This window comes from Blastomonas ursincola, from assembly GCF_013607875.1.
Classification (GTDB): Bacteria; Pseudomonadota; Alphaproteobacteria; order Sphingomonadales; family Sphingomonadaceae; genus Blastomonas; species Blastomonas ursincola.
In genome coordinates this window covers 1340222-1366650 of sequence record NZ_VDES01000002.1, presented here as the reverse complement: position 1 = coordinate 1366650, position 26429 = coordinate 1340222, and the positions used below count along the sequence as shown (strand labels likewise).

The window sequence follows — 26429 nt, the reverse complement described above, 5'->3', positions numbered from 1 at the left end:
TCTTTCACAAATTGTTGAGGACGAAGGGAATTTCGACCGTTCCGCGCACCTTGACCGGTGCGCCGTCACGCAGCGTGGGCGCCCAGCGCCAGCGGCGTACCGCCTCGAGCGCGGCCTGATCGAGCCGGGCAAATCCGCTGCTGCTGGCGATCGAAATGGTCTCGACCCTGCCGTCGAGCCCCAGCACCAGCGCCAGTTCGACCGTGCCCTGTTCCTTCTTGCGGCGGCTTTCGACCGGATAGCGCGGCGGCGCGCCCGAGATCATTCTGGTGCCCAGCGCATCCGATGTCACGGTGGCGGGAGGAGCCGGCGGCGCGGGTGCCGGGGCCGATACCAGCGCGGGCGGGGCCGCGATCGCCATGACCGGGACCGACGGTGCAGAAGTCGGCACCATGGCAACGACAGGGCGCGGGACCGGAGCGGGAACCGTCACAGGCGCCGGCTGGACGCTGGTCTGCAACGTCTGGCTTTCGGGCGGGGCCGGCTTGGAGGGACTGGGCGGCGGTGGTGGCGGGGCCAGGTTGACAGCGATGAGGCTGTCCTCCCGGGTCTTGACCACACGATAGCCAAGCCCTGCCAGCGCCATCGCGAGCAGCGCGTGCACCGCGATCGCGATGAGAATGGCTGGCAGCCGGGATTGCCGCCCCTCGCCATAGCGCCCCGCCGGAACATATGCGGGCTCAGTCGGTGCGGCGCGGCTTGCGTGCCCGGGCTCAGTCCAAGTTGCAGCCAGCGCACATGCGCCTGCACTCGTCGTCGAAGAAAAGCTCTGGGCTTCCAGCATCGAACCGCCCCATCCCCTGGCTAGGCCACGTAATCTTGAAACTGACTCGCAATATACGATCAAGCATGCGATTGCCAGCCCCAAGCGCGCCTTCGAACGTCAATAGCGCCCGGGCTGCACCGACCCTTAGCTCGGCGCAGCCCGGGATGCAGGGTCAGAAGCTGTAGCTCAGACTGAACACCGCCTGGCGGGTCGGTCCAGGCTGGGCCCAGCTACCCCCCAGCTGGTTGCGCACCGTCGTGAGATATTTCTCGTTGGTGAAATTCTGCACGTTGACCTGTGCCATCAGGCGATCGGTGATCGGGTAGGACGCCATGAACCGGTGGATGGTATAGCTCGGCACGAAATAGGGCGTGTAGGTGTTGGCTGTAAGTTCGGCCACGGTCGGGAAGCTCAGCAGGAACTTGCCCTGATAGTTGATGCCATAGCCGAGCTCGAGACCGAAATCGAAGCGGTAGCTGGTGAACACGCTGCCCGAATGGCGCGGCGTGTTCTGCAGCTGCGATCCGCGGCTCGGGTCCGGAAAGGCGGCGCTGTTGCCGCAATTCGCCGCCCCCGGGTTGGCGAGGCAGAAATCGGACACGCCCTGCAGAACCTCCGACTCGAGATACATGTAATTGGCGGAAATGGTCCAGTTCTCTGTGATATTGCCCGACGCGCCGAACGATATGCCCTGCACCCGCTGCCGCCCGTCAAGCCTCTGCTCGGGGAAGATCGGATCGTTCGAATTGAGCCGGATGCTGTTGCGGTCGTTGCGGAACAGCGCGATGCTCACCAGCAGCTTCTTGTCGAACAGATCGGCCTTCGCCCCAATCTCGTAGTTCTTCGTGGTTTCGGGCGCGAGATTGCAATTGTTGGCGGTGCAAGCCCCGTCGACGGCCGCCTGCGAAGGGTTTTTCGAATTGCCCGTCGCGATGTACAGGCTGGTATTCTCGCTCGGCTTGAACACCGCGCCGATGCGATAGCTGAACAGATTGTCCTCGTTGACGAACGGACCCGTCGCCGCGCTGATCTGGCCCAGCGTCGCACCCGAGGTGACGTAGGAAAGCGTGGTGTTCGATCCGCGCGCATTCTCGTAGCGAAGGCCGCCGTTGATCTCGAACATCTCGCCGAACTTGACCGTGTCGAACAGATAGCCCGCGATCACCCGGCGGTCGCCGCGGTTTTGCGCGGTGAGGATATAGTTGACCGGGCCGGTATAGACGTTGCTGCCATAGGTGAAGCCCGCAGGCCCCTGCACCACCTGACCCGGATTGGCGATGTTGACCAGCGCGAAGGCCGGCGTGCTGCCATCGGGATTGCGCGGCAGGACACCGTTGGTCTGGCGATAGTCCTCCTGCAGATAGGATCCGCCGACGACGAGCGAATGCTCGATGCCGCCGGTGCTGAACTCGGCACTGAAATCGAGCTGGTTGTAGAAGGTGTCGTTGATGATGTGGCGCTGCACGCCGCGCCCGCCGGTGGGCAGGTAATAGCCGCGCGGGACGTTGGCAGGACATGCGGCCTGGATCGAGGGAACCGCGAACGTGCCCGGCTGCAACCCGGTCGAAGCGAGGCAGAAGGTGCCCGTCGGCTGGCTGGTGACGGTGTCCTGATTGACCCGCTCGTAGCGCGTGAGATTGCGCACCGAGACGCCGTCCGAAAACTGGTGGCTGAAGATCGCCTGCAGCGCGTCGGTCTTGGCATTCTGCCGATCGAGATTGGCAAAGCCGTAATAGCCCGAACGGTCGAAATCGTCGAGAAATCCGCCGAGATTGGCGTAATAGCGCAGGCCGTATTGCGGCATACCCTTGTCGTCGAGATGCTCGGCCTGCAGCGTCAGACTGGTGGGGCTATCGACACCGATGGTGATGGCGGGCGCGATACCCCAACGCTTGTAGAATTCGACATCGCGGCCCGGCACGTCATTCTCGTGATAGACCGCGTTGAGGCGCACCGCGACCAGGTCCGACAGGCGCTGGTTCATGTCGACCGTCGCGCGATAGTAGTTGTCGGTGCCGATCCCGGCCTGGACCACGGTCTGGTCGGTGCCCAGCGGCTTCTTGGTGACGAGGTTGATATTGCCCGCAACCGATCCGCCGCCGCTGAACACGCTGTTGGCGCCGTTGGTGACCTCGATCTGCTCGATATTATAGGTCTCGTTGCGGTTCTGGAACGCGGAGCTGCGCACGCCGTCAATGGTGACGTCGTTCTTCGCATCCTGACCGCGCAGGATGATGCGATCGCCATAGCCGAAGCCGCCTTCGCCCGCGCCGAAGGTCACGCCGGGCACGTTCTGCAACACCTCGCGCAGGGTCAGCAGGTTCTGCTGCTGGATGCTCTTGGACGAGATCACGGTGATCGTCTGCGGCGTGTCGAGCAGCGGCGCGGTATATTTGGGAGAATCCGCCTTCTCGACCTTCACCTCGCTCTCCTCGATCGCGCTGTCGGTCACCGTCATGCCGCCGAGTCGCTGGCCTTGCTGAGCATCCTGCGCCCAGGCAGGCCCGGCAAAGGCGATCGCGCCGACGCAGCTGAGCGCCAACAGGGGTGGAGTGGTTTTCGCAGAAGTCATCGGTTTCTCCCCCGAGAGAATGGAATGGAGCGCCGCCGCTATTGCGACTCGTTCTCAGAGTCAATCGACTTGTGGCGATTTGCCTCAAATTGTATCAATTGATTCTCATTCGCATTAAAACGTTTGACAGCACAGGCCTGTTTGCGCAGTTGCTGGGGTCGAAAGCCCGCTCGGGGGGCGTATCAGCTTCGGGAAAGATCAATGTCGTTGGGGACGTCCGGTTCAGCGCCGCATGACACAGCTGTCGAACAGCAGGCTGGCGATGCAGCGACTGCACGGTCAGAGTCGGCTGTCGTGTCTGACCCGCGCAATGCTGCCCTCCGCCCTGCTCCGCTCCGATCGAAAGCCGCGCAAAACCCCAAAAAGGCGAAGCAGTTCTGGTTGAAGCAACTGCACAGCTGGCACTGGATCAGCGCGGCCATCTCGCTCGCGGGCATGTTCGTGTTCGCGATCACCGGGATCACGCTCAACCATGCGTCGAGCATTGCAGCCGAGCCGATCGTCGTCACCCAATCCGCACAGCTCCCCGGATCGCTGATCGAGCGCCTGCGCGAGGCACCGGTATCGGGCAACACTCCCCTGCCCGAAAGCCTGCGCGCCGAGCTCGATGATACCGTCGGCATCGATGCAGGAACGGCGCCTGCCGAATGGAGCGAGGCCGAGGTCTATGTCGCGGTGCCCGGCCCCGGCAGAGATGCCTGGATCAGCATCGACAGGGCCAGCGGCAAAATCGAGGCCGAGCGCACCGACCGCGGCTGGGTGTCGTTCTTCAACGATCTGCACAAGGGCCGCAACACCGGCACCGCCTGGTTCTGGCTGATCGACATTCTCGCGGTCGCCTGCGTCGTCTTCACCTTTACCGGACTGCTGCTGCTGCAGTTGCACGCGCGCCATCGCCCGTCGACCTGGCCGCTGGTCGGGCTCGGCACGGCGCTCCCGCTGATCATCATCCTGTTTTTCATGCACCTGTGAGGCCAAGCCCATGAAAAAGACCATTGCCATCGCCGTCAGCATGGCCGCTACCCCCGCGATTGCCGGCACCGTGACCGTGACCATTCCGCGCATCAACGTCGCCGAATATCATATGCCCTATGTCGCGGTGTGGATCGAGCCAAAGGCCGGCGGTCCGGCACGAACGCTGGCGCTATGGTACGATGTCGACAAACGCGGCGCCGAACCCGGCACCAAATGGCTCGCCGATCTGCGCACCTGGTGGCGCAAGGGCGGACGCAGTCTCAACCTGCCCGCAGATGGCGTCAGCGGCGCAACCCGCGCCCCGGGCGCACACCGCATCGCTATCCCCGCCAGCGTCAAGCCCGGCTCGTACACCCTGTTCGTCGAGGCCGCGCGTGAGGATGGCGGACGCGAGCTGGTCTCGCTGCCGCTCGACATCCCCACACGCGCCGCTGCCAAGGCCTCGGGCAAGACCGAACTCGGCGCCGTCTCCCTCTCCCCCCGCTGACCCCGTCTGGCAGAAAGGACCTTTGTCATGATCCGCAAATCCCTGTTGTTCACTGTCGCCGTTTGCGGGCTCAGCCTGCCCGCTTTCGCGCACAACGCCTGGTTCCTGCCCTCGACCACCGTGCTGTCGGACACGCAGCAGAGTGTGACCGTCGATGCCGGGACCTCGACCGCGCCGTTCGAACCCAATCATAACGCGATGAACATCGATGGCGTGAAAGTCTGGGCGCCCGACGGCAGCATGGGCACGCCCGAGAACCCGGCGAAGGGGCGCTATCGCTCGACCTTCGACGTGAAGATCGACAAGCCCGGCACCTGGCGCATCGGCATGGAGAATGTCGGCATCTCGGGCAGCTTCAAGGTCGATGGCGAGCCCTGGATGGTGGGTCGTCGTCGCGGCCCGCCGCCGGGTGCCGGTGGTCCGGGTGCTGCAGCACCGGGCGCGGGCGGGCCGCCGATGGGAGGACCAGGTGCAGGCGGACCGGGCGCCAGCGCGCCGGGCGGCCGACCGCGCATCGATCCCAGCCATATCGTCGCCAGCGTGGACGAGATCCCGACCAACGCGACCGATATCGACCTCACCGAAACCATGGGCCGCAACGAGTTCTTCGTGACCGCGGGCGAGCCGAGCGAAACGCTGTTCAAGCCGAGCGGCAAGGGGCTGGAATTCGTTCCCGTCACCCTGCCCACCGATCTGGTATCGAACGAACCGGCGCAGTTCCGCTTCCTGGTCGATGGCCAACCCGCCGCCGGGCTCGAGGTCGAGCTGATCCCGGGCGGTCGTCGGTACCGTGAAGCCGATGGCACGCAGAAGCTGGTCACCGATGGCGACGGCGTGCTGACCGTCACCTGGCCGATGGCCGGGATGTACTGGCTCAACACCAGCCTTACCGATTCGAAGCCGGGCAATCCGAAGGCAAGCAAGCGGCGGATGAGCTATACTGCGACGCTCGAGGTGCTCGCCCCATGACAGGTCCGCAACCGGCACCGCGCATCGCGGTGCCGGACGCCATCGATCCGGCGGCCCTGATCGGGTTCGATCCGCAAGCACCGGTGGTGCAGTTTGGCGGCGCGACCATGGGCACGACGTGGCAGGTGCGCGCAGCGCTGCCGGCTGCACTGGGGCTCGATACGGCAAGGCTGAGAATGCTCGTCCAGGCGCGGCTCGATGGCATCGTGCAGGACATGAGCCATTGGGAGCCGCAGTCCAACCTCTCGCGCTTCAACCGCGCGCATGCTGGGAGCGTCTGCGCCTTGTCTCCTGACATGGTCCGCGTCATGGCTGAAGCGCTGTCCGTCGCTCAGGCCACAGATGGGGCCTTCGATCCGGCAATCGGAAGGCTCACCGATCTTTGGGGATTGGGACCCAACACTGTCTCGGCCCCGCCCACGCCCGGAGACATAGGCCATGCGCTGAGGGGAAGCGGCTGGACGAGGCTGCAATTCGACCCCCTGCGCTCCACGCTTCGCCAACCCGGCGGACTCTGGCTCGACCTGTCGGGAATTGCCAAGGGGTTCGCCGTCGATGCGGTTGCCGACCTGCTTGGGCAGCAGGGGCTGAATCATTGTTTGGTGGAGATCGGGGGCGAATGCGTCGGGCGCGGAATGCGCCCTGACGGGGATCCGTGGTGGGTGGATGTCGAGAACCCTGAAGGGCTGCCCCTGCCCCGGTTGCGGGTAGCGTTGCACGGCCTCGCCATCGCGACCTCTGGCGATTATCTTCGCGGCGCGCACACGCTCGATCCGCGCACCGGATATCCCGCCATTCATCCGATCACGGCGGTTAGCGTCGTGCATCCGGACTGCATGTCGGCGGATGCCTGGGCCACCGCTTTGAGTGTGATGGGCCTTTCGGCGGCGCAGCGATGCGCCGTGCGCGAGCACGTTGCCGTCCGCATCGTCTCTCGCGACGGCGGCGAATGGCTCAGCCCCGCGCTCACCTCCATGATGGATCTTGAACCCGCCTGAAGCCTTGGCGCGTCTGGCGGGTTCCGATGCTGTCAGGGGCGCGGATATTTGCCCGCCTGCTTTTTGTCCTGGTGGCGCTTGACCAGATATCCGCCCGCGCCGAGCAGCAGCATCGACGGCAGGCTCATCCGCGAAAGGATGAACGGGATGGCGGAAGCGGCAATCGCGCCGGTGGTGGCACCGGCAGCGCTGTCCGCCTTGGGTGACTTGCCTGCAATCTTCGCGCCCAGATAGGCGCCGACAATATTCTTGATCATGATGTTGCTCCTTTTGACCCCGATTACCGGGCACGCTCGTAAAGGTTCCCTGCGCCGGGCTCGCATCACGAAAATCGGGAGCGGAACTCCCCCCAGGTCGCGGCGTAAGCCCTGCCAGACGGGAGCAGGATGCCATGATCGACAGAATGACAAAGCTACAGACCTTTGCGCGGGCAGGATGGTTCGCGCGCGGCGTGGTCTATTGCCTGCTTGGCGTGCTCGCCCTGACCGGCACCGGCGCTTCGGATGCCAGCCCGCAAGGCGTCTTCCGTTCGGTGCAGGACATGCCCGGCGGGCCATGGCTGCTGGGTCTGCTCGCGCTGGGCCTGGCGCTTTACGGCGCCTACCGGCTCTACAGCGCCGCTTTCGACAGCGAAGACAAGGGCGACGACACCAAGGGCGCCGCGATCCGCATCGGCTATGCCGCCAGCGGGCTGGCGCATTTCTTCCTGGCCTATGCCGCCGCGCGCCTTGCTCTCGGCAAGCAATCCAGTGGCGACGGCGGGACCGAGCAGCGCGCGGCCGACATGGTACTCGACATACCCCTGGGTGAAGCCTTGATCGGCGCCCTCGGGCTGGCGTTCCTCGCCGCGGCTGCACACCAGGCGATCAAGGCATGGACCACCGAATTCATGGCGGACACCGGCCCCGGCGCACCACGCTGGGTCGTGCCGATCGGCCGTGCGGGACTGGTTGCGCGCGCGGTCGTGTTCGCAGTCATCGGCCTGTCTCTGGTCAGCGCAGGCTGGTTCGGCTCTGCCGGCGAGGTCAAGGGTCTCGGCGATGCGCTGTCATCGCTCGCCGACCACCCGGAGCTTTACGCGCTGGTGGGCGTAGGGCTGTTCCTGTTCGGCGTGCACAGCTTTGTCGACGCTCGCTGGCGCCGCGTTCGGAACGACGATGTCGTGAACGTGCTCAAGTCCAGAGCGCGGGCGCGCTGACGATGTCGGTCAGGCGGCACCAGGCCCGTCATAGGTGATCGCCTGGGCCGCAGCCCCGGACATAACGAAGCCGATCGGGCGGTCGATTTCCTCCTGAAGATGGCCGATCAGGCTGGCGGTGCGCGCGAGCAGTGAAATGCCCTTGAGCGCGCCGACAGGGAAACCGACATCCAGCATCACCGCCGGGATCGCACCGTTGACATTGATCGGCAGTGCACGACCCAGCGTTTCGGGCAGGCAATCGCGCAGCGCGTAGAGCATGCCGATGTGCTCGCCGACAATCCCGTGCTCTTCTGCCATGTCGAGCAGCAGCAGCGCGCGGGGGTCGCCGGCGGAATGCTGCGGATGGCCGAAGCCGGGGATGGCCTGTTTGCTGGCACGCAGCGTGCGGACGCCCTCGGCGGCAATCGCGGCAGGCGCGCCTGCCCCGTCGCGGACCTTCGCGACCAGATCGGCATAGAAGCGGCCCGCAACCTCGGCACTGCCCAGCACCACTGACCCGCACCCCAGCAGCCCCGCCGCGACCGCACCGTGAAACGCCTCAGGCGCGGCAGCGTAGGTCATGCGGGCGGCGACGACGCTCGGCACCAGCCCATGCTCGGCAATCGCCGCGAGCACCGCATTGGCGAAGAACTTCTGGACATCGGTCGGCTCCTCGCCGGTGACCAGCAGCCAGAAGTAGCTGGTGAAGTCCATCTTGCCGATGATGTCGCCGCACAGGTCGCGCCCGCGCACGGTGATGCTGGTCGCATCCGAGGTGCAGATCGAAGTGAACGGGGCGTCCTGCTTGCCGATGCGCATATGGGCTCCTGTGCTGGCCGGGCGGGCGCGTAGACACCGCCAGAATGTTTCGATTTACGAAGTTGATTTCGTATATCGAATTTTCTATGAGTGGCGATCAGGGAGATGTCAATATGGCCAAGCCGCTCGCCAATGTCACCGTGCTCGAAATGGGCACCTTCATCACCGGTCCTTGCGCCGGAATGATGCTCGCCGATCTGGGCGCTGACGTGATCAAGGTGGAAAGGCCCGATGGCGGCGATCCGTTCCGCGCATTTCGCGGCGGTTTCTACAGCCCGCATTTCCAGACCTATAACCGCAACAAGCGCTCGATCACGCTCGACACGCGCGGCGGCCCCGATCTCGAGGCGTTCGATCGCATGGTCGCTTCTGCCGATGTGTTCATCCAGAATTTCCGCCCTGGCGTGGCCGACAAGCTGAAGGTCGATCCCGAGCGGCTGCGCGCGATCAATCCGCGGCTGATCTACCTCTCGATCTCGGGCTTCGGCGCGACCGGGCCCGACCGCGACCGCCCCGCCTTCGACACCGTCGCCCAGGCCGCCAGCGGCTTTTTGCGGCTGTTGGTCAACCCTGCCAATCCGCGCGTCGTCGGCCCCGCGCTGGCCGATGCGATTACCGGCTTCTATGGCGCGCAGGGCGTGCTGGCCGCGCTGCACGAACGCGCGACGACCGGCAAGGGCCGGCTGGTCGAGGTCTCGATGTTCGAGGCGATGGCGCATTTCAACCTCGACGATTTCACCCATTATTTCTCCGACGATCAGGTGATGGGGCCGTATAGCAGGCCCAATGTCTCGCAATCCTATGTCTTCCAGTGCCAGGGCGGCGAATGGATCGCGCTGCACATGTCTTCGCCGCCCAAATTCTGGGAAAATCTGGCGATCGCCGTGGGCCAGCCCGGCATGCTGGAGCGGCCCGAATTCACGAGCCGCGACGCGCGCATCGCCAATTACGAGAAAGTCGCGGCATTCCTGGCCCCGCTTTTCGCGGCGAAGCCCCGCGCTGAATGGTGCGCGACGCTCGAGCAGCTCGAGGTCCCGCATTCGCCGGTCTACAGCGCGCCAGAAGTGATCGAGACACCCCAGGCGCAGCATCTGGGGCTGGTGGTCGAGGATCCGAATGGTCCGCACGGGCCTTTCCGCACCATCCGCTCGCCGCTCAGCTTCGATGGCGAGCGCGCGACCAGCGTCACGGCCCCGCCGGTGCTGGGGCAGCATAATGACGAATTGCTGGGCGCGGATACGGCGGCATCCGCCGCAGCGGAGTGAGCGCGCTTCGCCAATGGGGCGACATCGCCTTGCCTGAAACGCGGCAAGCGGCTAGCGCTCCGACCATGGACGAACCCGCCAAGCCCGGCAAGGACAGCGAATATCTCTCGACGCTCGAGCGCGGGCTCAAGGTGTTGCGCGCGTTCGACGCGACGCATCCCGAAATGCAGCTGAGCGAAGTGGCGCAGGTTACCGGGCTCAGCCCTGCGGTCGCGCGGCGTTGCCTCAACACGCTGGTGCAACTGGGCTATATCGCGCAGTTCGGGCGCAAGTTCCTGCTGCGGCCCGAGGTGCTGAGCTTCGGTACGGCCTATCTCTCGTCGATGAATGTCGAGCAGGTGGTGCTGCCGCCGCTGCAGAAACTGCGCGACGATACCGGCGACAGCTCGTCCATGGCGGTGCTGTCGGGCACCGATATCCTCTATGTCGCGCATGTCTCGACCAACCGGCGTATCCGGCTGGGCGCGAATGTCGGCACGCGCTTTCCCGTTCATGCGACTTCGCTCGGCAAGGTGCTGCTCGCCTTTCAGCCCGAGCCGGTAATCGCGCGCTACAAGGCGGCGGTCAGCCTGCAGCGCTTCACCGAGCGGACGGTGACGACCCCAGAGGGACTGGAGCAGCGCCTGCAGAGCGCGCGCGAGACCGGCTATGATTCGGCGCTCGACGAGCTCGATTACGGCATCGTCTCGGTCGCGGTGCCGGTGTTCGATGCGCAGCGCAATGCGATCGCATCGATCAACTGCTCGACATCGACCACGCGCATCTCGCAGGACGAGCTTGTCCGCACCCGTCTGCCCATGCTGCGCGAAGCGGCCGCCGAGATCGGCAGCGCGCTTCAGCGCTGGCCGACGCTGATGCACTCGCTGCAGCAGAACTAATCCCCTGCCCGCGAGGGCACTCTATCTCCCCAGCCCGTCCATCACGCATGGCACACGCCTTGTGGCCAGCAGCCCATGGCCGCCTGCACGCGCCCGCTTCGCTTGCCGCATTCAAACTTCGCATATCGAACTTGACTTCGTTTTACGAACAATTTACCCGAAGCATAACCTGCCCGCACAAGCCTACGAGGCTCATGACAATACAGCGGCGGGATCCACTGGATGAGGGGAGCAGGTGCAATGCCCGCGATTTGGAACAAGCTGCTGCTGACAGGTTCGGTTTCCGCGCTCGCGCTGCTGGGATCGACACCCGGCTTCGCGCAGGATCAGGTGACCGAGGAGGCTGGTGAAGGCGAAATCGTGGTCACCGCGCTCCGCCGCGATTCCACGCTGCAGGACACGCCTGCCGCGATCACCGCGTTCAACGCGGAAGCGATCGAGAATGCCGGCATCGACAAGGCCGCCGACTTTATCGGCCTCACCTCCAACGTCCAGCTCATCGAGACGCAGAACGCGGGCAACGCGTTCGTCATCATTCGCGGGATCACCCAGAACCGAAATTCCGAGCCCTCGGTCGCCGTGGTGGTTGACGGAGTGCAGCAGGTCAATGCTGCCCAGTTCAGCCAGGAACTGTTCGATATCGAGCAGATCGAAATCCTCAAAGGGCCCCAAGGCGGTCTCTACGGACGCAACGCTATCGGCGGGGCGATCATCATCAACACCAAGCAGCCCAGCGACCAGTTCGAGGGGCGGGTGTTTGCCGGGGTCGACAATGGCTTTGGCTATACGCTCCGCGCCGGGATTTCCGGGCCCATCAGCGACACGCTGAAATTCCGCCTCTCGGGCTCCTATCGCGACACCAACGGCTATATCCCGAACACCTTCCTCGGCGAGGATGCCGATCCGCTCGAGGATATCTCGCTGCGCGGCAAGCTGCTGTGGACGCCGACCGACCAGCTGACCGTCGATCTGCGCGCCTCGATGTCGCTGCTGCGCACCCAGGCGCTCTATTACAATATCGTCGCCGATGTGAACGACACCAGCCTGCCGGTGCGCGTCAACAACGCCGGACAGAACGACCGCGACATCTACAACGTCTCGGCCAAGATCGATTACAAGGCGGACTGGGGTTCGATCACCTCGGTGACATCCTATGACACGCTGTCCGAAATCCTCACCGGTGACGCGTTCAACTTCCTCCCGATCCGCGAATCGCTGTTCTTCGCGCTGTTCGGCTTCGATCTCAACCAGAGCCAGTTCCTCGATGTCGAGGCGATCAGCCAGGATCTGCGTATCCAGTCGAACGACGACAATGCGTTCACCTGGTCGCTCGGCGGCTATTTCATCGACACCAACCGCTACATCTCGACCGGCAACATGGTCGATACGGGGCAAGGCGTGTTCCCGGTGTTCCGCACGCCCAGCACCGATCCGCGCAACCCGCAGGCGACATTCCTCGCGGATTCGCAGAACAACTTCGCCTGGGCGGTCTATGCCAATATCGGCTACGAGTTTTCCGAGGCGTTCCGCGTCGATGCGTCGCTGCGTTACGACAAGGACCGCCGCCGCAACCGCACGCTGACCCCGACGGCGTTCATCCCCGTCGTCCCGGGCTTCCCCACCGGGCGCACCGGCGAGGTCCGCCGCGAGACCTTCGACGAATGGCAGCCCAAGTTCACGCTGACCTAAAAGCCTGCCGAGAACGTCACCATCTATGGCGGATATAGCCGCGGCTTCCGTTCGGGTGGCTTCAACCAGACCGGCGTGGGCGCCGTGGCAGCGGGTACCGGGGTAGTCGGTGTCGCAGACATCTATGAGGCAGAGGTTGCCGACACGTTCGAGCTAGGCGTGAAGACCAACCTGTTCGACCGGATGCTGACGCTCAACGCCAGCGCCTATACCACCAAGTCCGAGAACGGCTATTTCTTCGTCTTCCTCGCCGCCAACTCGACGCAGAATCTGGGCAATGTTCCCGAGGTGCGGCTGCAGGGTTTCGAAATCGATGGCACGCTGCGTCCGGCGCGCGGATGGGACATCAATTTCGGGCTCGGTGTCACCTATAGCGAGATCAAGGAATTTCCCGATCCGACCGTGATCGGCAACGAGGCGCCGTTCATTTCGCGCTATACGATCAATCTGGGCACGCAATACGAGACCAATCTGGGCGACAGCGACCTCAAGGGCCGCATCCGGCTGGATTACAACCGCACCGGCAAGACCTGGTTCGACGTGCCGAATTCGACCGTGCGCCGCCCGGTCGACCTGGTCAACGCACGGCTCACGCTTGATGGCGGCGCATGGTCGCTCACCGGCTTTGCCGACAATCTGTTCAACGAGAGATACAATGCCGAATTCTCGCCCGGCGGCTTCGTGTTCAAGGGCCGCCCGCGCGTCTTCGGCATCGAGGCGCTCTACAAATTCTGACCTAGCAACGACGGGAAAGCATCCATGGCACGCATCCTCATCCTCTATTATTCGGGCTATGGGCATACCGAGATCATGGCAGGCGCCGTGGCGGCAGGGGTGAATGCGGTCGAGGGCTGCGAGGCGGTAGTCAAACGCGTGCCCGAACTGGTGCCCGACGAAGTTGCGGCGGGATCGGGCATGAAGGTCGATCAGGCCGCGCCGTTCGCCAGCCCGGACGAGCTCGCCGATTATGACGGCATCATCTTCGGCACCCCCACGCGCTTCGGCAACATGGCCGCGCAGATGCGTAACTTTCTCGACCAGACCGGGGGCCTCTGGGCCAGGGGCGCGCTGATCGGCAAGCCGGGCAGCGTGTTCGTCTCGACCGCCAGCCAGCATGGCGGGCAGGAAACCACGATCACCTCGTTCCACACCACCCTGCTGCACCATGGCATGATCGTCATCGGCCTGCCCTACAGCTTTGCCGGCAACACCATCATGTCCGAGATCAGCGGCGGCACACCCTATGGTGCGAGCACGATCGCGGGGGGCGACGGGTCGCGCCTGCCGTCCGAAAACGAACTTGCAGGCGCCCGCTTTCAGGGCGAGCATGTTGCGCGCATCACGCGGAAACTGTCGGCCTGAGGGGGCTGCTGACCCGGCGTGGACACAAGATGAGGAGGAAGCCATGAGCCAGCTAGTCAATCGCCTGCACCACACCGCCTACACCACCCGCGATCTCGAGGCGACGCGCGCCTTCTATGAGGACGTGCTGGGTTTTCCGCTGGTCGCGACCTATTGCGAGAAGGACGAGCTGTTCGGCAAGGAGCGCACCTATTGCCACTGCTTCTTCGCGATGAAGGACGGCAGCGCGCTGGCCTTCTTCCAGTTCGCCAACGAGGACGACCAGGCCGAATTCAGCCCGCCCATTCCGGAATCGCCCTTCCATCACATCGCGCTGCATGTCGATCCCGACGCGCAGGCCGAGCTCGAGCGCCGCATCGCCGCAGCCGGGATCGTCGAGCCGCAGACCTATATTCTCGAGCACGGCTATTGCCGGTCGGTCTATGTCAAGGATCCCAATGGCATGATCATCGAGTTCACCTGCGACGCGCCCGAGGCGCTGGCGATCGAGGATCAGGTCCGTGCCAAGGCGCGCAGCGAACTGGCGCGCTGGCTGGCGGGCGATCACAGCAACAACAACACCTTCCGCAGCGCAGAGGCGGCCTGATCGATGCACGGCCCGGTTTGTCGGCTGGGCCCGAGCCATGCCAGGACGCCGCCCGAACCGAGGCTGGGCGGCAAGACGCTCTGGCTGGAGGTCTGTGACGGGCACCTGGCCGTCGAACGGGTCGGCCAGGGCCCAACGGTCGTGCTGCTGCATGGCTGGACGCTCGACCGGCGGATTTGGACCATGCAGGCGCGCGCGCTGGCCAACCGCTTTACCCTGGTCGCGATCGACCGTCGCGGCTTCGGGCAATCGACAGCCCCCCCGGACCGGATTCGCGAAACCGACGATATCGCCCGGCTGACCGATCATCTGGACCTTGCCGCTTGCCACCTTGTCGGCATGTCACAGGCGGGCGCCACCGCCATCGCCTATGCCCAGCAGTATCGAGACCGGGTCATAACGCTGGTGCTGCAAGGCATTTCACTGGCCGGAATCCCCGATCAGGCCAACGCGTCAGACCGCATACCGCTATCGGAATATGCCGAGCTGGTCAGGCAGGGCATGCTCGCATCGATGAAACGGCACTGGGCACAGCATCCGCTCATGGCCGGGCTGTCGGGCGAAGCCGAACGGATCGGCGCGGCCATGCTTGCCGATTATGACGGCCGCGACCTCGCCGCCGGTCCTGCCGGTCCGTCGGCGCGGCTCGATGCGATGGCAGCGCTGTGCATGCCGGTTCTTGGCGTGACGGGGTGCCAGGACACCCCGTGGCGCCGCGACGTGACCCGCGCCGTCGCCCGCGCCGCACCGCTGGGCCAGGCGCGCTTCATCCGCGAGGCCGGGCATCTTTGCAATCTGTCGCACCCGGTGGAGTATAACACTGCGCTCGCGGCCTTTCTGAACCGGCCCCTGCAGCCGGTTCCCGATGCCATCAACGACTGATCTGCCGGAGTCCCCTTCCATGACCGCACCCGACCGCTTTCGCACCACCCATGTCGGCAGCTTGCCAAGACCCGAAGCCCTGCTCGATCTGGTCTTCGCCCGCGAGGGCGGCGAGACGGTTACCGAAGCCGATTTCGACGCCGCGGTCGAGCAGGCGACGGCCTATGTCATCAAGCGCCAGATCGAGGCGGGGGTGAGCATCGTCAACGATGGCGAGCAGTCCAAGCCCAGCTATGCCACCTATATTAAGCACCGGCTTTCAGGCTTCGGTGGCGAAGCGGGCCAGTATGAGTTTGCCGATCTGGAGGCCTTTCCCGGCGCGAAGGCCCAGGTGTTCGGCAACAAGGGCCGCGCCAAGCGCTCCGCCCCGGCTTGCACCGCGCCGATCACGGTGATCGACATGGAAGCGCCGCGCATCGATGCCGAGCGGCTGAGGCGGCTCGCCAACGGCCACGCCACCTTCATGTCCGCTGCTTCGCCCGGCGTCACCGCGCTGTTCTTTCCCAACCAATATTATGCCAGCGACGAGGACTATGTCTTCGCGCTCGCCGAAGGGCTGCGCCACGAATACGAGACCATCGCCGCCGCCGGGATCACCCTGCAGGTCGATTGCCCTGACCTTGCCATGGGCCGGCACGTGCAGTTCACCCATCTGAGCCTTGAGGATTTCCGCAAGCGCATCGGCATGAACGTCGCGGCGCTCAACCATGCGTTGCAGAACATCCCGGCTGAGCAGCTGCGCATGCATCTGTGCTGGGGCAATTATCCTGGCCCCCACCATTGTGACGTGGCGCTGGGCGAGATTGCCGACATCGTCTGGAGCGCGAAGCCGCAAACCGTGCTGCTCGAAGGCGCAAACCCGCGCCATGCGCACGAGTTCGCGTTCTTCGAAGAGCATCCGCTGCCCGAGGGCAAGATCCTTTGCCCCGGCATGGTCGAGCCGCAAAGCCCCTATATCGAGCACCCGGAGCTCATCGCGCAGCGCATCGGGCGCTATGCCGATCTGCTTGGCCGCGAGAGGGTGATGGCCGGGGTCGATTGCGGCTTTTCGGTCCATGCCGGGAGCAACAGCCTCGATCCCGAGATCGTCTGGGCCAAGCTGGCCGCATTGTCCGAGGGGGCCGCGATCGCGAGCCGGAAATACTGGTCGGCCTGAAGCCGATCGGTAAGCCCACCAGCGCCGACAGCAATCAATTCCGCCATCGCAGGGAACCATCGCGGCGTTCAGGGCTTGGGATTTCGCAAGGAGTCCTGAATGCCCGATGAACTGATCGTCAACGGAACGCCCTACCCGTTGCCCGAAGACCCGCGTGTCACGCTGCTCGATTTTCTGCGCCACGATCTGGGGCTGACCGGCACCAAAAAGGGTTGCGACCACGCCCAGTGCGGCGCGTGCACCGTGATCCTCAACGGCCTGCGCATCAACAGTTGCCTGACGCTCGCGGCGATGCACGAGGGCCATCAGGTCACGACGATCGAGGGCCTGGGCATTGCGGACGAGCCTTCGCCGCTGCAGCGCGCCTTTGTCGAGCATGACGGCTTCCAGTGCGGCTATTGCACGCCGGGGCAGATCTGTTCGGCGACCGCGATGCTCGACGAGATCGCGAATGGCTGGCCGAGCGATGCTAGCGAGACGCTCGACGGCCCCTTCGAGGCTAGCGGTGAGGAAATTCGGGAACGCATGAGCGGCAATCTGTGCCGTTGCGGAGCCTATGCCAATATCGTCGCCGCGATCCGCGACGTCGCCGAATCGGAGCCTGCGGCATGAGGCCGTTCCAGTACCAGCGCGCGCATTCGATCAGCGATGCCTCGACGATCGCGGCGCTGCCCGAGGCGATGCTGATCGCGGGCGGCACCAACCTGCTCGACATGATGAAGCTTCAAGTGGCGACGCCATCGCAGCTGAGCGATATCGGGCGGATCGGGCTCGACGGCATCCAGGACACGCCCGATGGCGGCCTGCGGATCGGCGCTCTCGCAACCAACACCGCAACCGCAGTAAACCCGCGCGTGCGCGCCGATTATCCGGTGCTCGCGCGCGCGATCCTGGCCGGCGCGACGCAGCAGCTGCGCAACAAGGCGACAACCGGCGGCAATCTGTGCCAGCGCACGCGCTGCTATTATTTCATGAACGTCGACCAGCCCTGCAACAAGCGCGATCCGGGCAGCGGCTGCGGCGCGATTGGCGGGGTGAACAAGCTGCACGCGGTGCTCGGCACCAGCGACCAGTGCATCGCGACCTATCCCGGCGACATGGCTGTTGCGATGACAGCCCTGGGTGCCACGGTCGTGATCGCAACCGGCAAGGGAACGGAGCGGACGGTCCCGGTCAGCGATTTTCATCGCCTGCCCGGCGACACCCCGTGGCGCGACAATGTGCTGGAGGCAGGCGAGGTGATCGTCGCGGTCACGCTGCCCCCGCCGGTGCAAGCCACGCAGCTGTACCGCAAGGTGCGCGAGCGGTCGTCCTATGCCTTTGCCCTGGTGTCGATTGCCGCCGTGATCGCGATGGACGGCGGCAAGTTCACGCGCGCCGATTTCGCCTTTGGTGGCCTCGCGCACAAGCCGTGGCACGAACCGCGCATCGGCGAACTGCTCGTTGGCGCGCCCCCCTCGCCCGAGCTGTTCGACCAAGCTGCCGACCTCCTGCTCGAAGGGGCAGAAGGCCATGGCGACAATGATTTCAAGATTCCGCTCGCCCGCCGCACGTTGAACGCGGTGCTGGCCGAAGCGGTGGAGAAGGCGGCATGACCGTGCATGTGAAGCAGGACAAGCCGGCGACCGAGAACCGGCTCGACACGATGCGCCAGGGCGTGATCGGCAAGCCGGTCTCGCGGATCGAGGGGCTGGCCAAGGTCACCGGCACCGCGCCCTATGCTGCAGAATATCCGGTCGAGGGCTGCGCCGAGGGCGTGCTGGTAACGGCGACCATCACGCGGGGCAGTGTCGTGCGGATCGATGCCGAAAGCGCGCTTGCCATGCCCGGCGTGATCGCGGTGATCGATGACGAGCGACTGACCACGCGCCCCGCCCAGGGCACCGCCAACGAGGCACCGCAACAAAAGCCGCGCACGATCTGCTATTGGGGGCAGCCGCTGGCGCTGGTCGTCGCGGAGAGCTTCGAGCAGGCGCGCGATGCGGCCAGGCTTCTGGTCGTCGAATACCAGCCCGACGAGGCCGCGCCCGTCGAAGCCGACCCGAGCATTGCAGAGGAACAGGAAGACGAGACCGTCCGTGAGGGCAATCTCGACAAGGCGATGTCCGATGCCGCCCATGCCGTCGATCTCACCTACACGACCAAGGGCCATGCGTCTGCCGCGATGGAGCCGCACGCCGCGATCGCGCAATGGGACGGCGAACGCCTGACCGTCCACGCCTCGCTGCAGATGCTCAACTACAACATCACCGAGCTGTCCGATGCGCTCGACCTGCCCGAGGACAGGATCCGCCTGATCTCGCGCTATGTCGGCGGCGGGTTCGGGTCGAAGCTCGGGATCAGTGAGGAAGTCGTCGCGGCCTCTATCGCCGCGATGCAGCTCGAACGCCCCGTGCGCGTCGTGATGTCGCGACAGCAGGTCTTCCAGAGCATCATCCGCCGGTCGGAAACGACGCAGCGGCTCCGCCTGGCCTGCGATACCGATGGTAGGCTGACCGGCTTCGGGCACGAGGCGCTGGTCTCCAACCTTCCCGGCGAGGAATTTGCCGAACCGGTGCTGCAATCCTCGCACTTCCTCTATCCGGGCGAGAATCGCGAGCTGGTGCTGAAACTCGCCCGCATCCACCGCATGACCGCAGGCTCGGTCCGCGCGCCGGGTGAGGCCGTGGGCATGCCCGCGCTCGAGGCGGCAATGGACGTACTCGCCGAGCGGGCGGAGATCGATCCGGTCGAGCTGCGCTTGCGCAATATTCCCGACAAGGACCCCGAACAGGGCCTGCCCTTCTCGTCGCACAAGCTCGCCGAATGCCTGCGCCAGGGGGCCGAAGCGTTCGGATGGGACAGCGGCCCGCGCAAGCCCCGCATGCGCCGCGAAGGTGAATGGTGGATCGGCACCGGCATGGCGAGCGCCGCGCGCGTGCACAATGTCGCCGAAGCCAAAGCCCGCGTCACGCTCAAGGCGGATGGCACCGCGCTGGTCGAAACCGACATGACCGATATCGGGACCGGCACCTACACCATCGTCGCGCAGATTGCGGGCGAAATGCTGGGCTTGCGCCCTGACCAGGTGCTTGTCGATCTCGGAGACTCTGACCATCCGCGCGGCCCTGGATCGGGCGGCAGCTGGGGGGCGCCGTCGATCGGCTCTGCCGTCTATGTCGCATGCATGGCGATCCGCGAGGCGCTGGCCGACACGCTCGACATTGACGAGGCCGCTCTGGCGCTCGCCGATGCCAAAGCGGGCAACGGTACGCCGCTGACCGAACTGCTCGGCGGCAAGGATCTGGTGCGCGAAGGCCATTACGAGCCGGGCAAGATCACCGACGATTATCTCGCTTCGGGCTTCGGCGCGTTCTTCGCCGAGGTGCGGGTCAACCATTATACCGGCGAGACGCGCGTAAACCGGATGCTCGGCGCGTTCGGCTTTGGCCGCGTGCTCAACGCCAAGACCGCGCGCTCGCAATGCCTGGGCGGCATCACCTGGAGCATCGGCATGGCGCTGACCGAGGCGCTCGAATTCGATCCGCGCGACGGGCATCTCGTCAACCGCGATCTGGCCGAATATCACGTTCCGGTGCATCGCGACGTGCCCGATCTCGACGTGGTGCTGGTCGAGGAGCGCGATGCCGCCGCGAGCATCATCCAGGCCAAGGGCATTGGCGAGCTGGGCATGTGCGGCGGTGCGGCGGCGATCGCCAACGCGATCTACAATGCCTGCGGCGCGCGCGTGTTCGATTATCCGATGACGCCCGACCGGGTACTGGCGGCCATGCCCGACTGATCGCAACCCACGTTTGCCGGTGGCGCTTTTGGACAAAGCAATTTCAATACGCTAGACCCTGGCCACTGCCTTTCCCTGCGAGATACCCTGCCGTCATGACCAACCGGAACGTTCCCCGCGCCAGTGGCCCCGCGAACCGCTGGGCGGTCGCCGGCCTGATGGCAGGCATCGTCTTTTTCGTGCTCAGCGCGGCTATTGCCTATTTCAACATCGCCAACATGCGCGCCAGCGACAATGCGATCCGCAAGACGCACACGGTGCTCAATGCACTCGACGACATGATGTCCGCAACGCTCGACGCAGAAACCGGTCAGCGCGGCTATCTGCTCACCGGGCGCGAGGCCTATCTGGAGCCCTATGTCGAGGGTGCTGCACTGGCCCGAACCAAGCTGGAAGAGCTGCAGACGACCATGCGCGGCGATCCCGTGCAGGAGGACAATGTCGCGCAGCTCGAACGCAATGTCGAACAGAAACTGCGCGAGCTCGATGCGACGATCCGGCTGCGGCGCGCCGAGGGTTTTGCTGCGGCATTGGCGGCAGTGGATTCGGACCGCGGCAAGGCGGCGATGGACGCGATCCGCGCCCAGATCGCCAGCATGTCGCGGGAGGAGCTTCGCAAGCGCCAATCCAATATCGATCAGATGGCCGCTGCCTCGAACACCGCCGTCATCAGCGCGGTGGTGACAAGCGCGAGCGGCATCGCGCTGACCATCGCCATCTTCCTGCTGATGGCACGCAGCATGCGCCAGCGCGCGCGCCAGCAATGGCTGCAGCAGGCGCAGGTCGACCTCTCCGCTGCGATGATGGGGGACAAGTCGATCGAAGACCTTGCCGCTGCCATTCTTGCCTTCCTTTCCGACAAGACCGGAAGCAGGGCGGGTGCGCTGTTCAAGGGCGAAGGCGGAAGCTTCAATCGTGCCAGCATGCTCGGCGTCGCACAGGGAGCGGATGTTCCGGTTAGCTTTGCGCTGAACGAGGGCCTGCTCGGCAAGGCGGCGGTCGATGGTCAGTTGATCGTGCTGAACGATATTCCGCAGGGCTATCTCTCGATCGGTTCGGCACTTGGCAGCGACGTGCCGCGCCACCTGGTGATCGCCCCGACCAAGGCCGACGACCGGGTCAACGGCGTCATCGAGCTCGGCTTTTTCGAGCCCGTCGACGAACTGGTGCTCGAACTGCTCGAACAGTCGAGCGGATCGATCGGTATTGCCCTGCGCTCTGCTCGGTTCCGCACCCGGTTGCAGGATGCGCTGGAAGAGACGCAACGCCAGGCGGGTGAGCTGCAGGCGCAGAGCGAGGAGCTGCGCGTTTCGAACGAGGAGCTCGAGGAACAGGGCAATGCGCTGCGCGAAACGCAGGCACGACTCGAACTGCAGCAGGTCGAGCTCGAACAGACCAACAGCCAGCTCGAGGAACAGGCGCAGGCGCTGGAAACGCAGCGCGACGATCTGGAACGCGCCTCGGCGGCGCTGCAGCTGAAGGCGCGCGAGCTCGAACAGGCAAGCCAGTACAAGTCCGATTTCCTTGCGAACATGAGCCACGAGCTGCGCACGCCGCTCAACTCGCTGCTGATCCTGTCGAAGCTGCTCGCCGACAATCCCGACGAGCGGCTTTCCGACGAGCAGGTCAAGTTCGCGCGCACCATCTATTCGGCGGGCAACGACCTGCTGGTGCTGATCAATGACATTCTCGACCTGTCCAAGATCGAGGCAGGGCATATCGAGATCCAACCTGCGCCCGTGCTGACCGAGCGGCTGGCGAGCGACATGCAGAAGGTCTTCCAGCCCATTGCCGACGAGCGGGGTCTGGCGCTCGAGATCGAGCGCGATGCGAATTGCCCTGTAACGATCGAGACCGACCGGATGCGGCTCGAACAGGTGATCAAGAACCTGCTGTCGAACGCGCTGAAGTTCACCGAGCGCGGCAGCGTGCGGCTGAGCTTCTCCCCCGTCGGCGAGGACCGGTTGGCGATCAAGGTCGCCGATACCGGCATCGGTATCGCCAAGGAGCAGCAGGCCAGCATTTTCGAGGCCTTCCAGCAGGCAGATGGCACGATCAGCCGCAAATATGGCGGCACAGGGCTGGGTCTCTCCATTTCGCGCGAACTGGCGCGGTTGCTCGGCGGCAAGATCAGCCTGGAAAGCAAGGTCGGCGAAGGCAGCTGCTTCACACTCACCATTCCCGTCATCTACGACGCCGCGATGGTGCCCGCACGACAGCTCGCACCCGTCGCAGCGCCCGCCCTGCCCTCGCCCGCCCCCGCTCCGAAGCCGCGCGCAGCAAGGCCCGCCGCCGCAGTCCCGAGCCTCGCTGCCGATGACCGCGCCGCGCTGACCGAAGGCAAGCAGCTGCTGCTGGTGATCGAGGACGATGCGACCTTTGCCGGCATCGTCTGCGACCTGTCGCGCGAGATGGGCTTTCAGTGCATCGTCGCCAGCACCGCGCAGGACGCGATCGCACTCGCCGGCGAATATCGCCCGCACGCGATCGTGCTCGATATCGGCCTGCCCGACCAGTCAGGCCTTACCGTGCTCGACCAGCTCAAGCATCGGGACGAAACGCGGCACATCCCGATCCATGTCATCTCGGGTGCGGATCAGGGCCCGACGGCGCTGGCGCTGGGCGCGGTCGGCTTTCTCGGCAAGCCCGCGCGGCGCGACGAGCTGGCCGAAGTGCTGGCAACGCTTCAGGCCAAGCTTGCCTCGCGCATGCGCCGCGTGCTGATCGTCGAGGATGACGCCGTGCAACGCGAAGCAGTCGGCCAGCTGCTCAAGTCGCAGGATGTCGAGACCGTAGGCGTCGGCACAGCGGCCGATTGCCTCGAGCGGCTGCGCAACGAGACGTTCGATTGCGTCGTGCTCGACCTTTCATTGCCCGATGCCTCGGGCTTTGCCGTGCTCGAGGAACTGAGCGCCGACGACGCCCATGCCTTCCCGCCGGTGATCGTCTATACCGGGCGCGAGCTGACCGCCGACGAGGAACAGCGGCTGCGGCGCTATTCGAGTTCGATCATCATCAAGGGGGCGAAATCGCCCGAGCGGCTGCTCGACGAGGTGTCGCTGTTCCTGCACCAGGTTGTCGCCGATCTGCCGCCCGAACAGCGCAAGATGATCGAGAAGGCGCGCCACCGCGACGCCGCGCTCGAAGGCCGCCGCATCCTCATCGTCGAGGACGATGTGCGCAACGTCTATTCGTTGACCAGCGTGCTCGAGCCGCGCGGTGTGGTGACCCAGATCGCACGCAACGGCCAGGAGGCGATCACCGCGCTGGAAGCGGCGGGCGAGGATCCTGAAAAGGCGATCGACCTGGTGCTGATGGATGTGATGATGCCGGTGATGGACGGGCTGACCGCCGCGCGCACCATCCGCAGCGAAGCGAAATGGGCGAAGCTGCCGATCATCATGCTCACCGCCAAGGCGATGCCGGACGACCAGCAGAACTGTCTCGACGCCGGTGCGAATGATTATATGGCCAAGCCCATCGACGTCGACAAGCTGCTGTCGCTGGTGCGCGTGTGGATGCCGCGCTGATGACCGAGAATATCGAGGATATCGAGATCGAGCTGCTGCTCGAGGCGATGTACCAGCATTATCACTATGACTTCCGCAACTATGCGCGCGCCTCGCTGAAACGCCGGTTGCTGCATGCGCGCAAGCAACTGGGCTATGACAGCATATCGGCAATGCAGTCCGATGTGCTGCACGACCGGACCATGCTGCCGCGCCTGCTGAACTATCTCACCGTGCAGGTCAGCGAGATGTTCCGCGACCCCTCCTATTTCCGCGCGCTGCGCGAAAAGGTGATCCCGCACCTGCGCACCTATGCTTCGCTCAAGGTCTGGGTGGCCGGATGCAGCAATGGCGAGGAACTGTATTCGCTGTCGATCCTGTTTCGCGAGGAAGGCCTTGCGCACAAGACGATGTTCTATGCGACCGACATCAACCCCAATGCGCTGAAGGCCGCCGAGGCCGGCGTCTATCCGCTCGAACATATCCGGCTGTTCACCGAGAATCACCAGAAGGCGGGCGGCCTGACCTCGCTGTCCGATTATTACACCGCCGATTATGGCCGCGCGGTGTTCGACAAGTCGCTGCGCAATCAGGTCGTCTTTTCTGATCACAGCCTGGTCACCGACAGCGTGTTCGGCGAGATGCACCTGATTTCGTGTCGCAACGTGCTGATCTATTTCAACCGCGAGCTGCAGAACCGGGCGATCGGATTGTTCAAGGACTCGCTCGCCCGGCGCGGATTCCTCGGGCTGGGCTCGAAGGAGAGCCTACGGTTCAGCGCGCATGCCGGTGCATTCAGCGAGTTCGTTGCGGAAGAGAAGATCTACCAGCGGGGCCTGACATGACCGGCAAGGCGGTGGTGATCGGTGCATCGGCGGGAGGCGTGCAGGCGCTATCGCAGATTCTTCCGGCCCTGCCCGGAAACTTTCCCTGCCCCATTTTCGTTGTCGTTCATGTCCCGCCCCGCCGGGACAATGCCCTGGTCCAGCTGCTGGCCGCCAAATGCGCACTTCAGGTCAAGGAAGCCGAGGACAAGGAAATGGCGATGGGGGGCACGATCTATTTCGCACCTGCGGATTATCACCTGCTGGTCGAGGAAGGCGGAACGCTTGCGCTGTCTTCGGAGGAACCGGTCAACCATTCGCGCCCGGCCATCGATGTCCTGTTCGAATCCGCCGCCGATGCCTATGGCCCGGCGCTGACAGGTATCGTTCTGACCGGCGCGAACCATGACGGTGCCGACGGCCTGAGGGCGGTCGGCGCGGCGGGAGGGATCGCACTGGTCGAAAACCCTGTGACCGCCGAGGTATCGACCATGCCGTCCGCCGCGCTCGCCGCCTGCCCCTCGGCCCGGGCGATGAGCTTTGCGGACATCGTCAGCCAGTTGCGCGATTGGGCCGCGGCATGACCGGCAGCTTCGACCCCATCAAATGCCTGCTGGTCGATGACCTGCCGGAAAATCTTGTCGCGCTCGAAGCGTTGCTCAAATCCGATGGTCTGGAGTGCCACAAGGCATCGAGCGGCGAAGAGGCGCTCGAACTGCTGCTGGTCCACGATTATGCGTTGGCGCTGCTCGACGTGCAGATGCCCGGCATGGACGGGTTCGAACTGGCCGAGCTCATGCGCGGCAGCGAGCGCTCGCGCCACGTGCCGATCATCTTCGTCACCGCCGGCAGCGGCGATACCGCGCGCCGGTTTCGCGGTTATGAGGCGGGCGCGGTCGACTTCATCCAGAAGCCGATCGAACCCGATATCCTGCGCTCCAAGGCCAACGTCTTCTTCGAGCTCTATAACCAGCGGCGCCAGATCGCGAAGCAGCGCGACAGCCTGGCCGCGATGGGGCTCGAGCTGCAGGCGGCCGACGCACAGAAGAACCGCTTTCTCGCGGTGCTGGCGCATGAACTTCGCAACCCGATCATGGCGCTGGTCGCGGGGCTGAGGCTGCTCGAGCGGCGCGAAGGCACCGACGCGGTTCCCGAGATCCGCAGCGCGATGAACCGCAGTCTCAGCCACATGACCCGGCTGGTCGAGGACCTGCTCGACATCTCGCGCATCGAGCAGGGCAAGATCTCGCTGCGGCACGAGGAACTGCTGCTGCAGGACGTTATCGGCTTTGCCATCGAGACGGTGCAGCCGATCATCGATTCGGCGGGGCACCGCCTGCACCTTGCACTGCCCGATGACCCGGTCAGGCTGCGCGGCGACCATGCGCGCGTCACCCAGATCGTCGGCAATCTGATCAGCAACGCCGCGCGCTACACCCCCAATGGCGGTGATATTCGCGTCAGCTTGAGGTCAGAGGATCGGTGGGCCAAGATCGAGATCGCCGATAACGGCATCGGTATCGCACCCGAACAGCAGGGACGGATTTTCGACATTTTCGCGCAGGTCGCACCCGATGGCCGGATGAACCAGGAAGGCCTCGGTATCGGCCTGGCGCTCGTCAAGCAGCTCGTCGAACTCCATGGCGGGCGCATCCTGCTCACGCGCAGCGCGCCGGGCGAAGGCAGCAGCTTCGAGGTCTGGCTGCCGCTGGCCTGACCGGGACGCGGTGC

Annotated in this window: 23 protein-coding genes and 1 pseudogene; 20 read left to right on the top strand and 4 right to left on the bottom strand. The window is 64.9% G+C overall.

The annotated features are described in order from the left end of the window. Window positions 1–4 precede the first annotated feature (4 nt). Both FG486_RS12565 and FG486_RS12560 read right to left on the bottom strand, forming a co-directional pair. Window positions 5–784 carry an energy transducer TonB gene (locus FG486_RS12565; protein WP_241695717.1) on the bottom strand — a complete coding sequence of 260 codons (780 nt, stop codon included), beginning with the start codon at window positions 782–784 and terminating at the stop codon, window positions 5–7. A gap of 154 nt (window positions 785–938) precedes the next feature. Beyond that, window positions 939–3338 carry a TonB-dependent receptor gene (locus FG486_RS12560; protein WP_181267745.1) on the bottom strand — a complete coding sequence of 800 codons (2400 nt, stop codon included), beginning with the start codon at window positions 3336–3338 and terminating at the stop codon, window positions 939–941. 381 nt (window positions 3339–3719) lie between these two features. Between FG486_RS12560 and FG486_RS12555 the strand changes: the two genes are divergently transcribed. The 4 genes from FG486_RS12555 to FG486_RS12540 are packed head-to-tail and all read left to right on the top strand — an operon-like array spanning window position 3720 to window position 6767. Beyond that, on the top strand, window positions 3720–4310 hold the full coding sequence (locus tag FG486_RS12555) for a PepSY-associated TM helix domain-containing protein (protein WP_241695716.1): 591 nt from the start codon (window positions 3720–3722) through the stop codon (window positions 4308–4310). 10 nt (window positions 4311–4320) lie between these two features. Beyond that, window positions 4321–4800 (top strand): DUF2271 domain-containing protein, encoded by a 480-nt coding sequence (locus tag FG486_RS12550; protein WP_181267743.1) that lies wholly within the window; start codon window positions 4321–4323, stop codon window positions 4798–4800. Between the two features lie 27 nt (window positions 4801–4827). Continuing rightward, complete coding sequence (locus FG486_RS12545) at window positions 4828–5769, top strand: DUF4198 domain-containing protein (protein ID WP_181267742.1); 942 nt, start codon at window positions 4828–4830, stop codon at window positions 5767–5769. Next, on the top strand, window positions 5766–6767 hold the full coding sequence (locus tag FG486_RS12540; RefSeq protein WP_241695714.1) for an FAD:protein FMN transferase: 1002 nt from the start codon (window positions 5766–5768) through the stop codon (window positions 6765–6767). Before FG486_RS12545 ends, FG486_RS12540 begins: the two co-directional genes overlap by 4 nt. 32 nt (window positions 6768–6799) lie before the next feature. Here the strand turns inward: FG486_RS12540 and FG486_RS12535 are convergent, their stop codons facing one another. Next, window positions 6800–7024, bottom strand: a complete 225-nt coding sequence (locus FG486_RS12535) for a hypothetical protein (RefSeq protein WP_181267740.1) — start codon at window positions 7022–7024, stop codon at window positions 6800–6802. Window positions 7025–7170: 146 nt separating this feature from the next. Here FG486_RS12535 and FG486_RS12530 point away from each other — a divergent pair, with 146 nt between their 5' ends. Further along, entirely contained in the window at window positions 7171–7965 is a 795-nt protein-coding gene (locus FG486_RS12530) for a DUF1206 domain-containing protein (RefSeq protein WP_181267738.1), read from the top strand. 9 nt (window positions 7966–7974) lie between these two features. On the opposite strand, the gene FG486_RS12525 is transcribed toward FG486_RS12530, so the two are convergent. After that, window positions 7975–8766, bottom strand: a complete 792-nt coding sequence (locus FG486_RS12525) for a citryl-CoA lyase (RefSeq protein ID WP_181267737.1) — start codon at window positions 8764–8766, stop codon at window positions 7975–7977. Window positions 8767–8879: 113 nt separating this feature from the next. Here FG486_RS12525 and FG486_RS12520 point away from each other — a divergent pair, with 113 nt between their 5' ends. The 15 genes and pseudogenes from FG486_RS12520 (at window position 8880) to FG486_RS12455 (ending at window position 26415) form a co-directional block, all read left to right on the top strand. Further along, window positions 8880–10031 (top strand): CaiB/BaiF CoA transferase family protein, encoded by a 1152-nt coding sequence (locus FG486_RS12520; RefSeq protein ID WP_181267736.1) that lies wholly within the window; start codon window positions 8880–8882, stop codon window positions 10029–10031. A gap of 65 nt (window positions 10032–10096) precedes the next feature. Beyond that, window positions 10097–10909 carry an IclR family transcriptional regulator gene (locus FG486_RS12515; protein WP_060978367.1) on the top strand — a complete coding sequence of 271 codons (813 nt, stop codon included), beginning with the start codon at window positions 10097–10099 and terminating at the stop codon, window positions 10907–10909. 240 nt (window positions 10910–11149) lie between these two features. Continuing rightward, on the top strand, window positions 11150–12598 hold the full coding sequence (locus FG486_RS12510; protein WP_241695712.1) for a TonB-dependent receptor: 1449 nt from the start codon (window positions 11150–11152) through the stop codon (window positions 12596–12598). Between the two features lie 12 nt (window positions 12599–12610). Further along, window positions 12611–13333: pseudogene (locus tag FG486_RS18205) on the top strand (TonB-dependent receptor domain-containing protein); the annotation flags it as partial. A 24-nt stretch (window positions 13334–13357) separates the two neighbouring features. Then, entirely contained in the window at window positions 13358–13960 is a 603-nt protein-coding gene (gene wrbA / locus FG486_RS12505; protein ID WP_181267735.1) for an NAD(P)H:quinone oxidoreductase, read from the top strand. A gap of 43 nt (window positions 13961–14003) precedes the next feature. Then, entirely contained in the window at window positions 14004–14546 is a 543-nt protein-coding gene (locus FG486_RS12500) for a VOC family protein (RefSeq protein ID WP_066280441.1), read from the top strand. 3 nt (window positions 14547–14549) lie between these two features. Further along, window positions 14550–15428 (top strand): alpha/beta fold hydrolase, encoded by an 879-nt coding sequence (locus FG486_RS12495; RefSeq protein ID WP_181267734.1) that lies wholly within the window; start codon window positions 14550–14552, stop codon window positions 15426–15428. A gap of 19 nt (window positions 15429–15447) precedes the next feature. Beyond that, entirely contained in the window at window positions 15448–16584 is a 1137-nt protein-coding gene (locus FG486_RS12490; protein WP_181267733.1) for a cobalamin-independent methionine synthase II family protein, read from the top strand. 99 nt (window positions 16585–16683) lie between these two features. Further along, on the top strand, window positions 16684–17196 hold the full coding sequence (locus FG486_RS12485) for a (2Fe-2S)-binding protein (protein WP_181267732.1): 513 nt from the start codon (window positions 16684–16686) through the stop codon (window positions 17194–17196). Then, window positions 17193–18179, top strand: coding sequence for an FAD binding domain-containing protein (locus tag FG486_RS12480; protein WP_181267731.1), 987 nt, complete (start codon window positions 17193–17195; stop codon window positions 18177–18179). Before FG486_RS12485 ends, FG486_RS12480 begins: the two co-directional genes overlap by 4 nt. Further along, a complete protein-coding gene (locus tag FG486_RS12475) occupies window positions 18176–20365 on the top strand; it encodes a xanthine dehydrogenase family protein molybdopterin-binding subunit (protein ID WP_181267730.1) in 2190 nt (729 codons plus the stop codon). Before FG486_RS12480 ends, FG486_RS12475 begins: the two co-directional genes overlap by 4 nt. Window positions 20366–20460: 95 nt before the next feature. Beyond that, on the top strand, window positions 20461–23895 hold the full coding sequence (locus tag FG486_RS12470) for a response regulator (RefSeq protein ID WP_181267729.1): 3435 nt from the start codon (window positions 20461–20463) through the stop codon (window positions 23893–23895). Then, window positions 23895–24719, top strand: a complete 825-nt coding sequence (locus tag FG486_RS12465; RefSeq protein WP_181267728.1) for a CheR family methyltransferase — start codon at window positions 23895–23897, stop codon at window positions 24717–24719. Before FG486_RS12470 ends, FG486_RS12465 begins: the two co-directional genes overlap by 1 nt. Further along, window positions 24716–25282: a chemotaxis protein CheB gene (locus tag FG486_RS12460; protein WP_066278487.1), complete on the top strand. Its 567-nt coding sequence runs from the start codon at window positions 24716–24718 to the stop codon at window positions 25280–25282. Before FG486_RS12465 ends, FG486_RS12460 begins: the two co-directional genes overlap by 4 nt. After that, window positions 25279–26415 carry a hybrid sensor histidine kinase/response regulator gene (locus FG486_RS12455; protein ID WP_066278539.1) on the top strand — a complete coding sequence of 379 codons (1137 nt, stop codon included), beginning with the start codon at window positions 25279–25281 and terminating at the stop codon, window positions 26413–26415. Before FG486_RS12460 ends, FG486_RS12455 begins: the two co-directional genes overlap by 4 nt. Window positions 26416–26429: the final 14 nt, after the last annotated feature.

Coding starts and splice junctions, on each gene's coding strand:
- FG486_RS12535 (WP_181267740.1), bottom strand. CDS start 7,024: ATGATCAAGAATATTGTCGGCGCCTATCTGGGCGCGAAGATTGCAGGC.
- FG486_RS12485 (WP_181267732.1), top strand. CDS start 16,684: ATGCCCGATGAACTGATCGTCAACGGAACGCCCTACCCGTTGCCCGAA.
- FG486_RS12475 (WP_181267730.1), top strand. CDS start 18,176: ATGACCGTGCATGTGAAGCAGGACAAGCCGGCGACCGAGAACCGGCTC.
- FG486_RS12520 (WP_181267736.1), top strand. CDS start 8,880: ATGGCCAAGCCGCTCGCCAATGTCACCGTGCTCGAAATGGGCACCTTC.
- FG486_RS12540 (WP_241695714.1), top strand. CDS start 5,766: ATGACAGGTCCGCAACCGGCACCGCGCATCGCGGTGCCGGACGCCATC.
- wrbA (WP_181267735.1), top strand. CDS start 13,358: ATGGCACGCATCCTCATCCTCTATTATTCGGGCTATGGGCATACCGAG.
- FG486_RS12460 (WP_066278487.1), top strand. CDS start 24,716: ATGACCGGCAAGGCGGTGGTGATCGGTGCATCGGCGGGAGGCGTGCAG.
- FG486_RS12550 (WP_181267743.1), top strand. CDS start 4,321: ATGAAAAAGACCATTGCCATCGCCGTCAGCATGGCCGCTACCCCCGCG.
- FG486_RS12565 (WP_241695717.1), bottom strand. CDS start 784: ATGCTGGAAGCCCAGAGCTTTTCTTCGACGACGAGTGCAGGCGCATGT.
- FG486_RS12500 (WP_066280441.1), top strand. CDS start 14,004: ATGAGCCAGCTAGTCAATCGCCTGCACCACACCGCCTACACCACCCGC.
- FG486_RS12515 (WP_060978367.1), top strand. CDS start 10,097: ATGGACGAACCCGCCAAGCCCGGCAAGGACAGCGAATATCTCTCGACG.
- FG486_RS12530 (WP_181267738.1), top strand. CDS start 7,171: ATGACAAAGCTACAGACCTTTGCGCGGGCAGGATGGTTCGCGCGCGGC.
- FG486_RS12480 (WP_181267731.1), top strand. CDS start 17,193: ATGAGGCCGTTCCAGTACCAGCGCGCGCATTCGATCAGCGATGCCTCG.
- FG486_RS12510 (WP_241695712.1), top strand. CDS start 11,150: ATGCCCGCGATTTGGAACAAGCTGCTGCTGACAGGTTCGGTTTCCGCG.
- FG486_RS12495 (WP_181267734.1), top strand. CDS start 14,550: ATGCACGGCCCGGTTTGTCGGCTGGGCCCGAGCCATGCCAGGACGCCG.
- FG486_RS12470 (WP_181267729.1), top strand. CDS start 20,461: ATGACCAACCGGAACGTTCCCCGCGCCAGTGGCCCCGCGAACCGCTGG.
- FG486_RS12465 (WP_181267728.1), top strand. CDS start 23,895: ATGACCGAGAATATCGAGGATATCGAGATCGAGCTGCTGCTCGAGGCG.
- FG486_RS12455 (WP_066278539.1), top strand. CDS start 25,279: ATGACCGGCAGCTTCGACCCCATCAAATGCCTGCTGGTCGATGACCTG.
- FG486_RS12560 (WP_181267745.1), bottom strand. CDS start 3,338: ATGACTTCTGCGAAAACCACTCCACCCCTGTTGGCGCTCAGCTGCGTC.
- FG486_RS12525 (WP_181267737.1), bottom strand. CDS start 8,766: ATGCGCATCGGCAAGCAGGACGCCCCGTTCACTTCGATCTGCACCTCG.
- FG486_RS12490 (WP_181267733.1), top strand. CDS start 15,448: ATGACCGCACCCGACCGCTTTCGCACCACCCATGTCGGCAGCTTGCCA.
- FG486_RS12545 (WP_181267742.1), top strand. CDS start 4,828: ATGATCCGCAAATCCCTGTTGTTCACTGTCGCCGTTTGCGGGCTCAGC.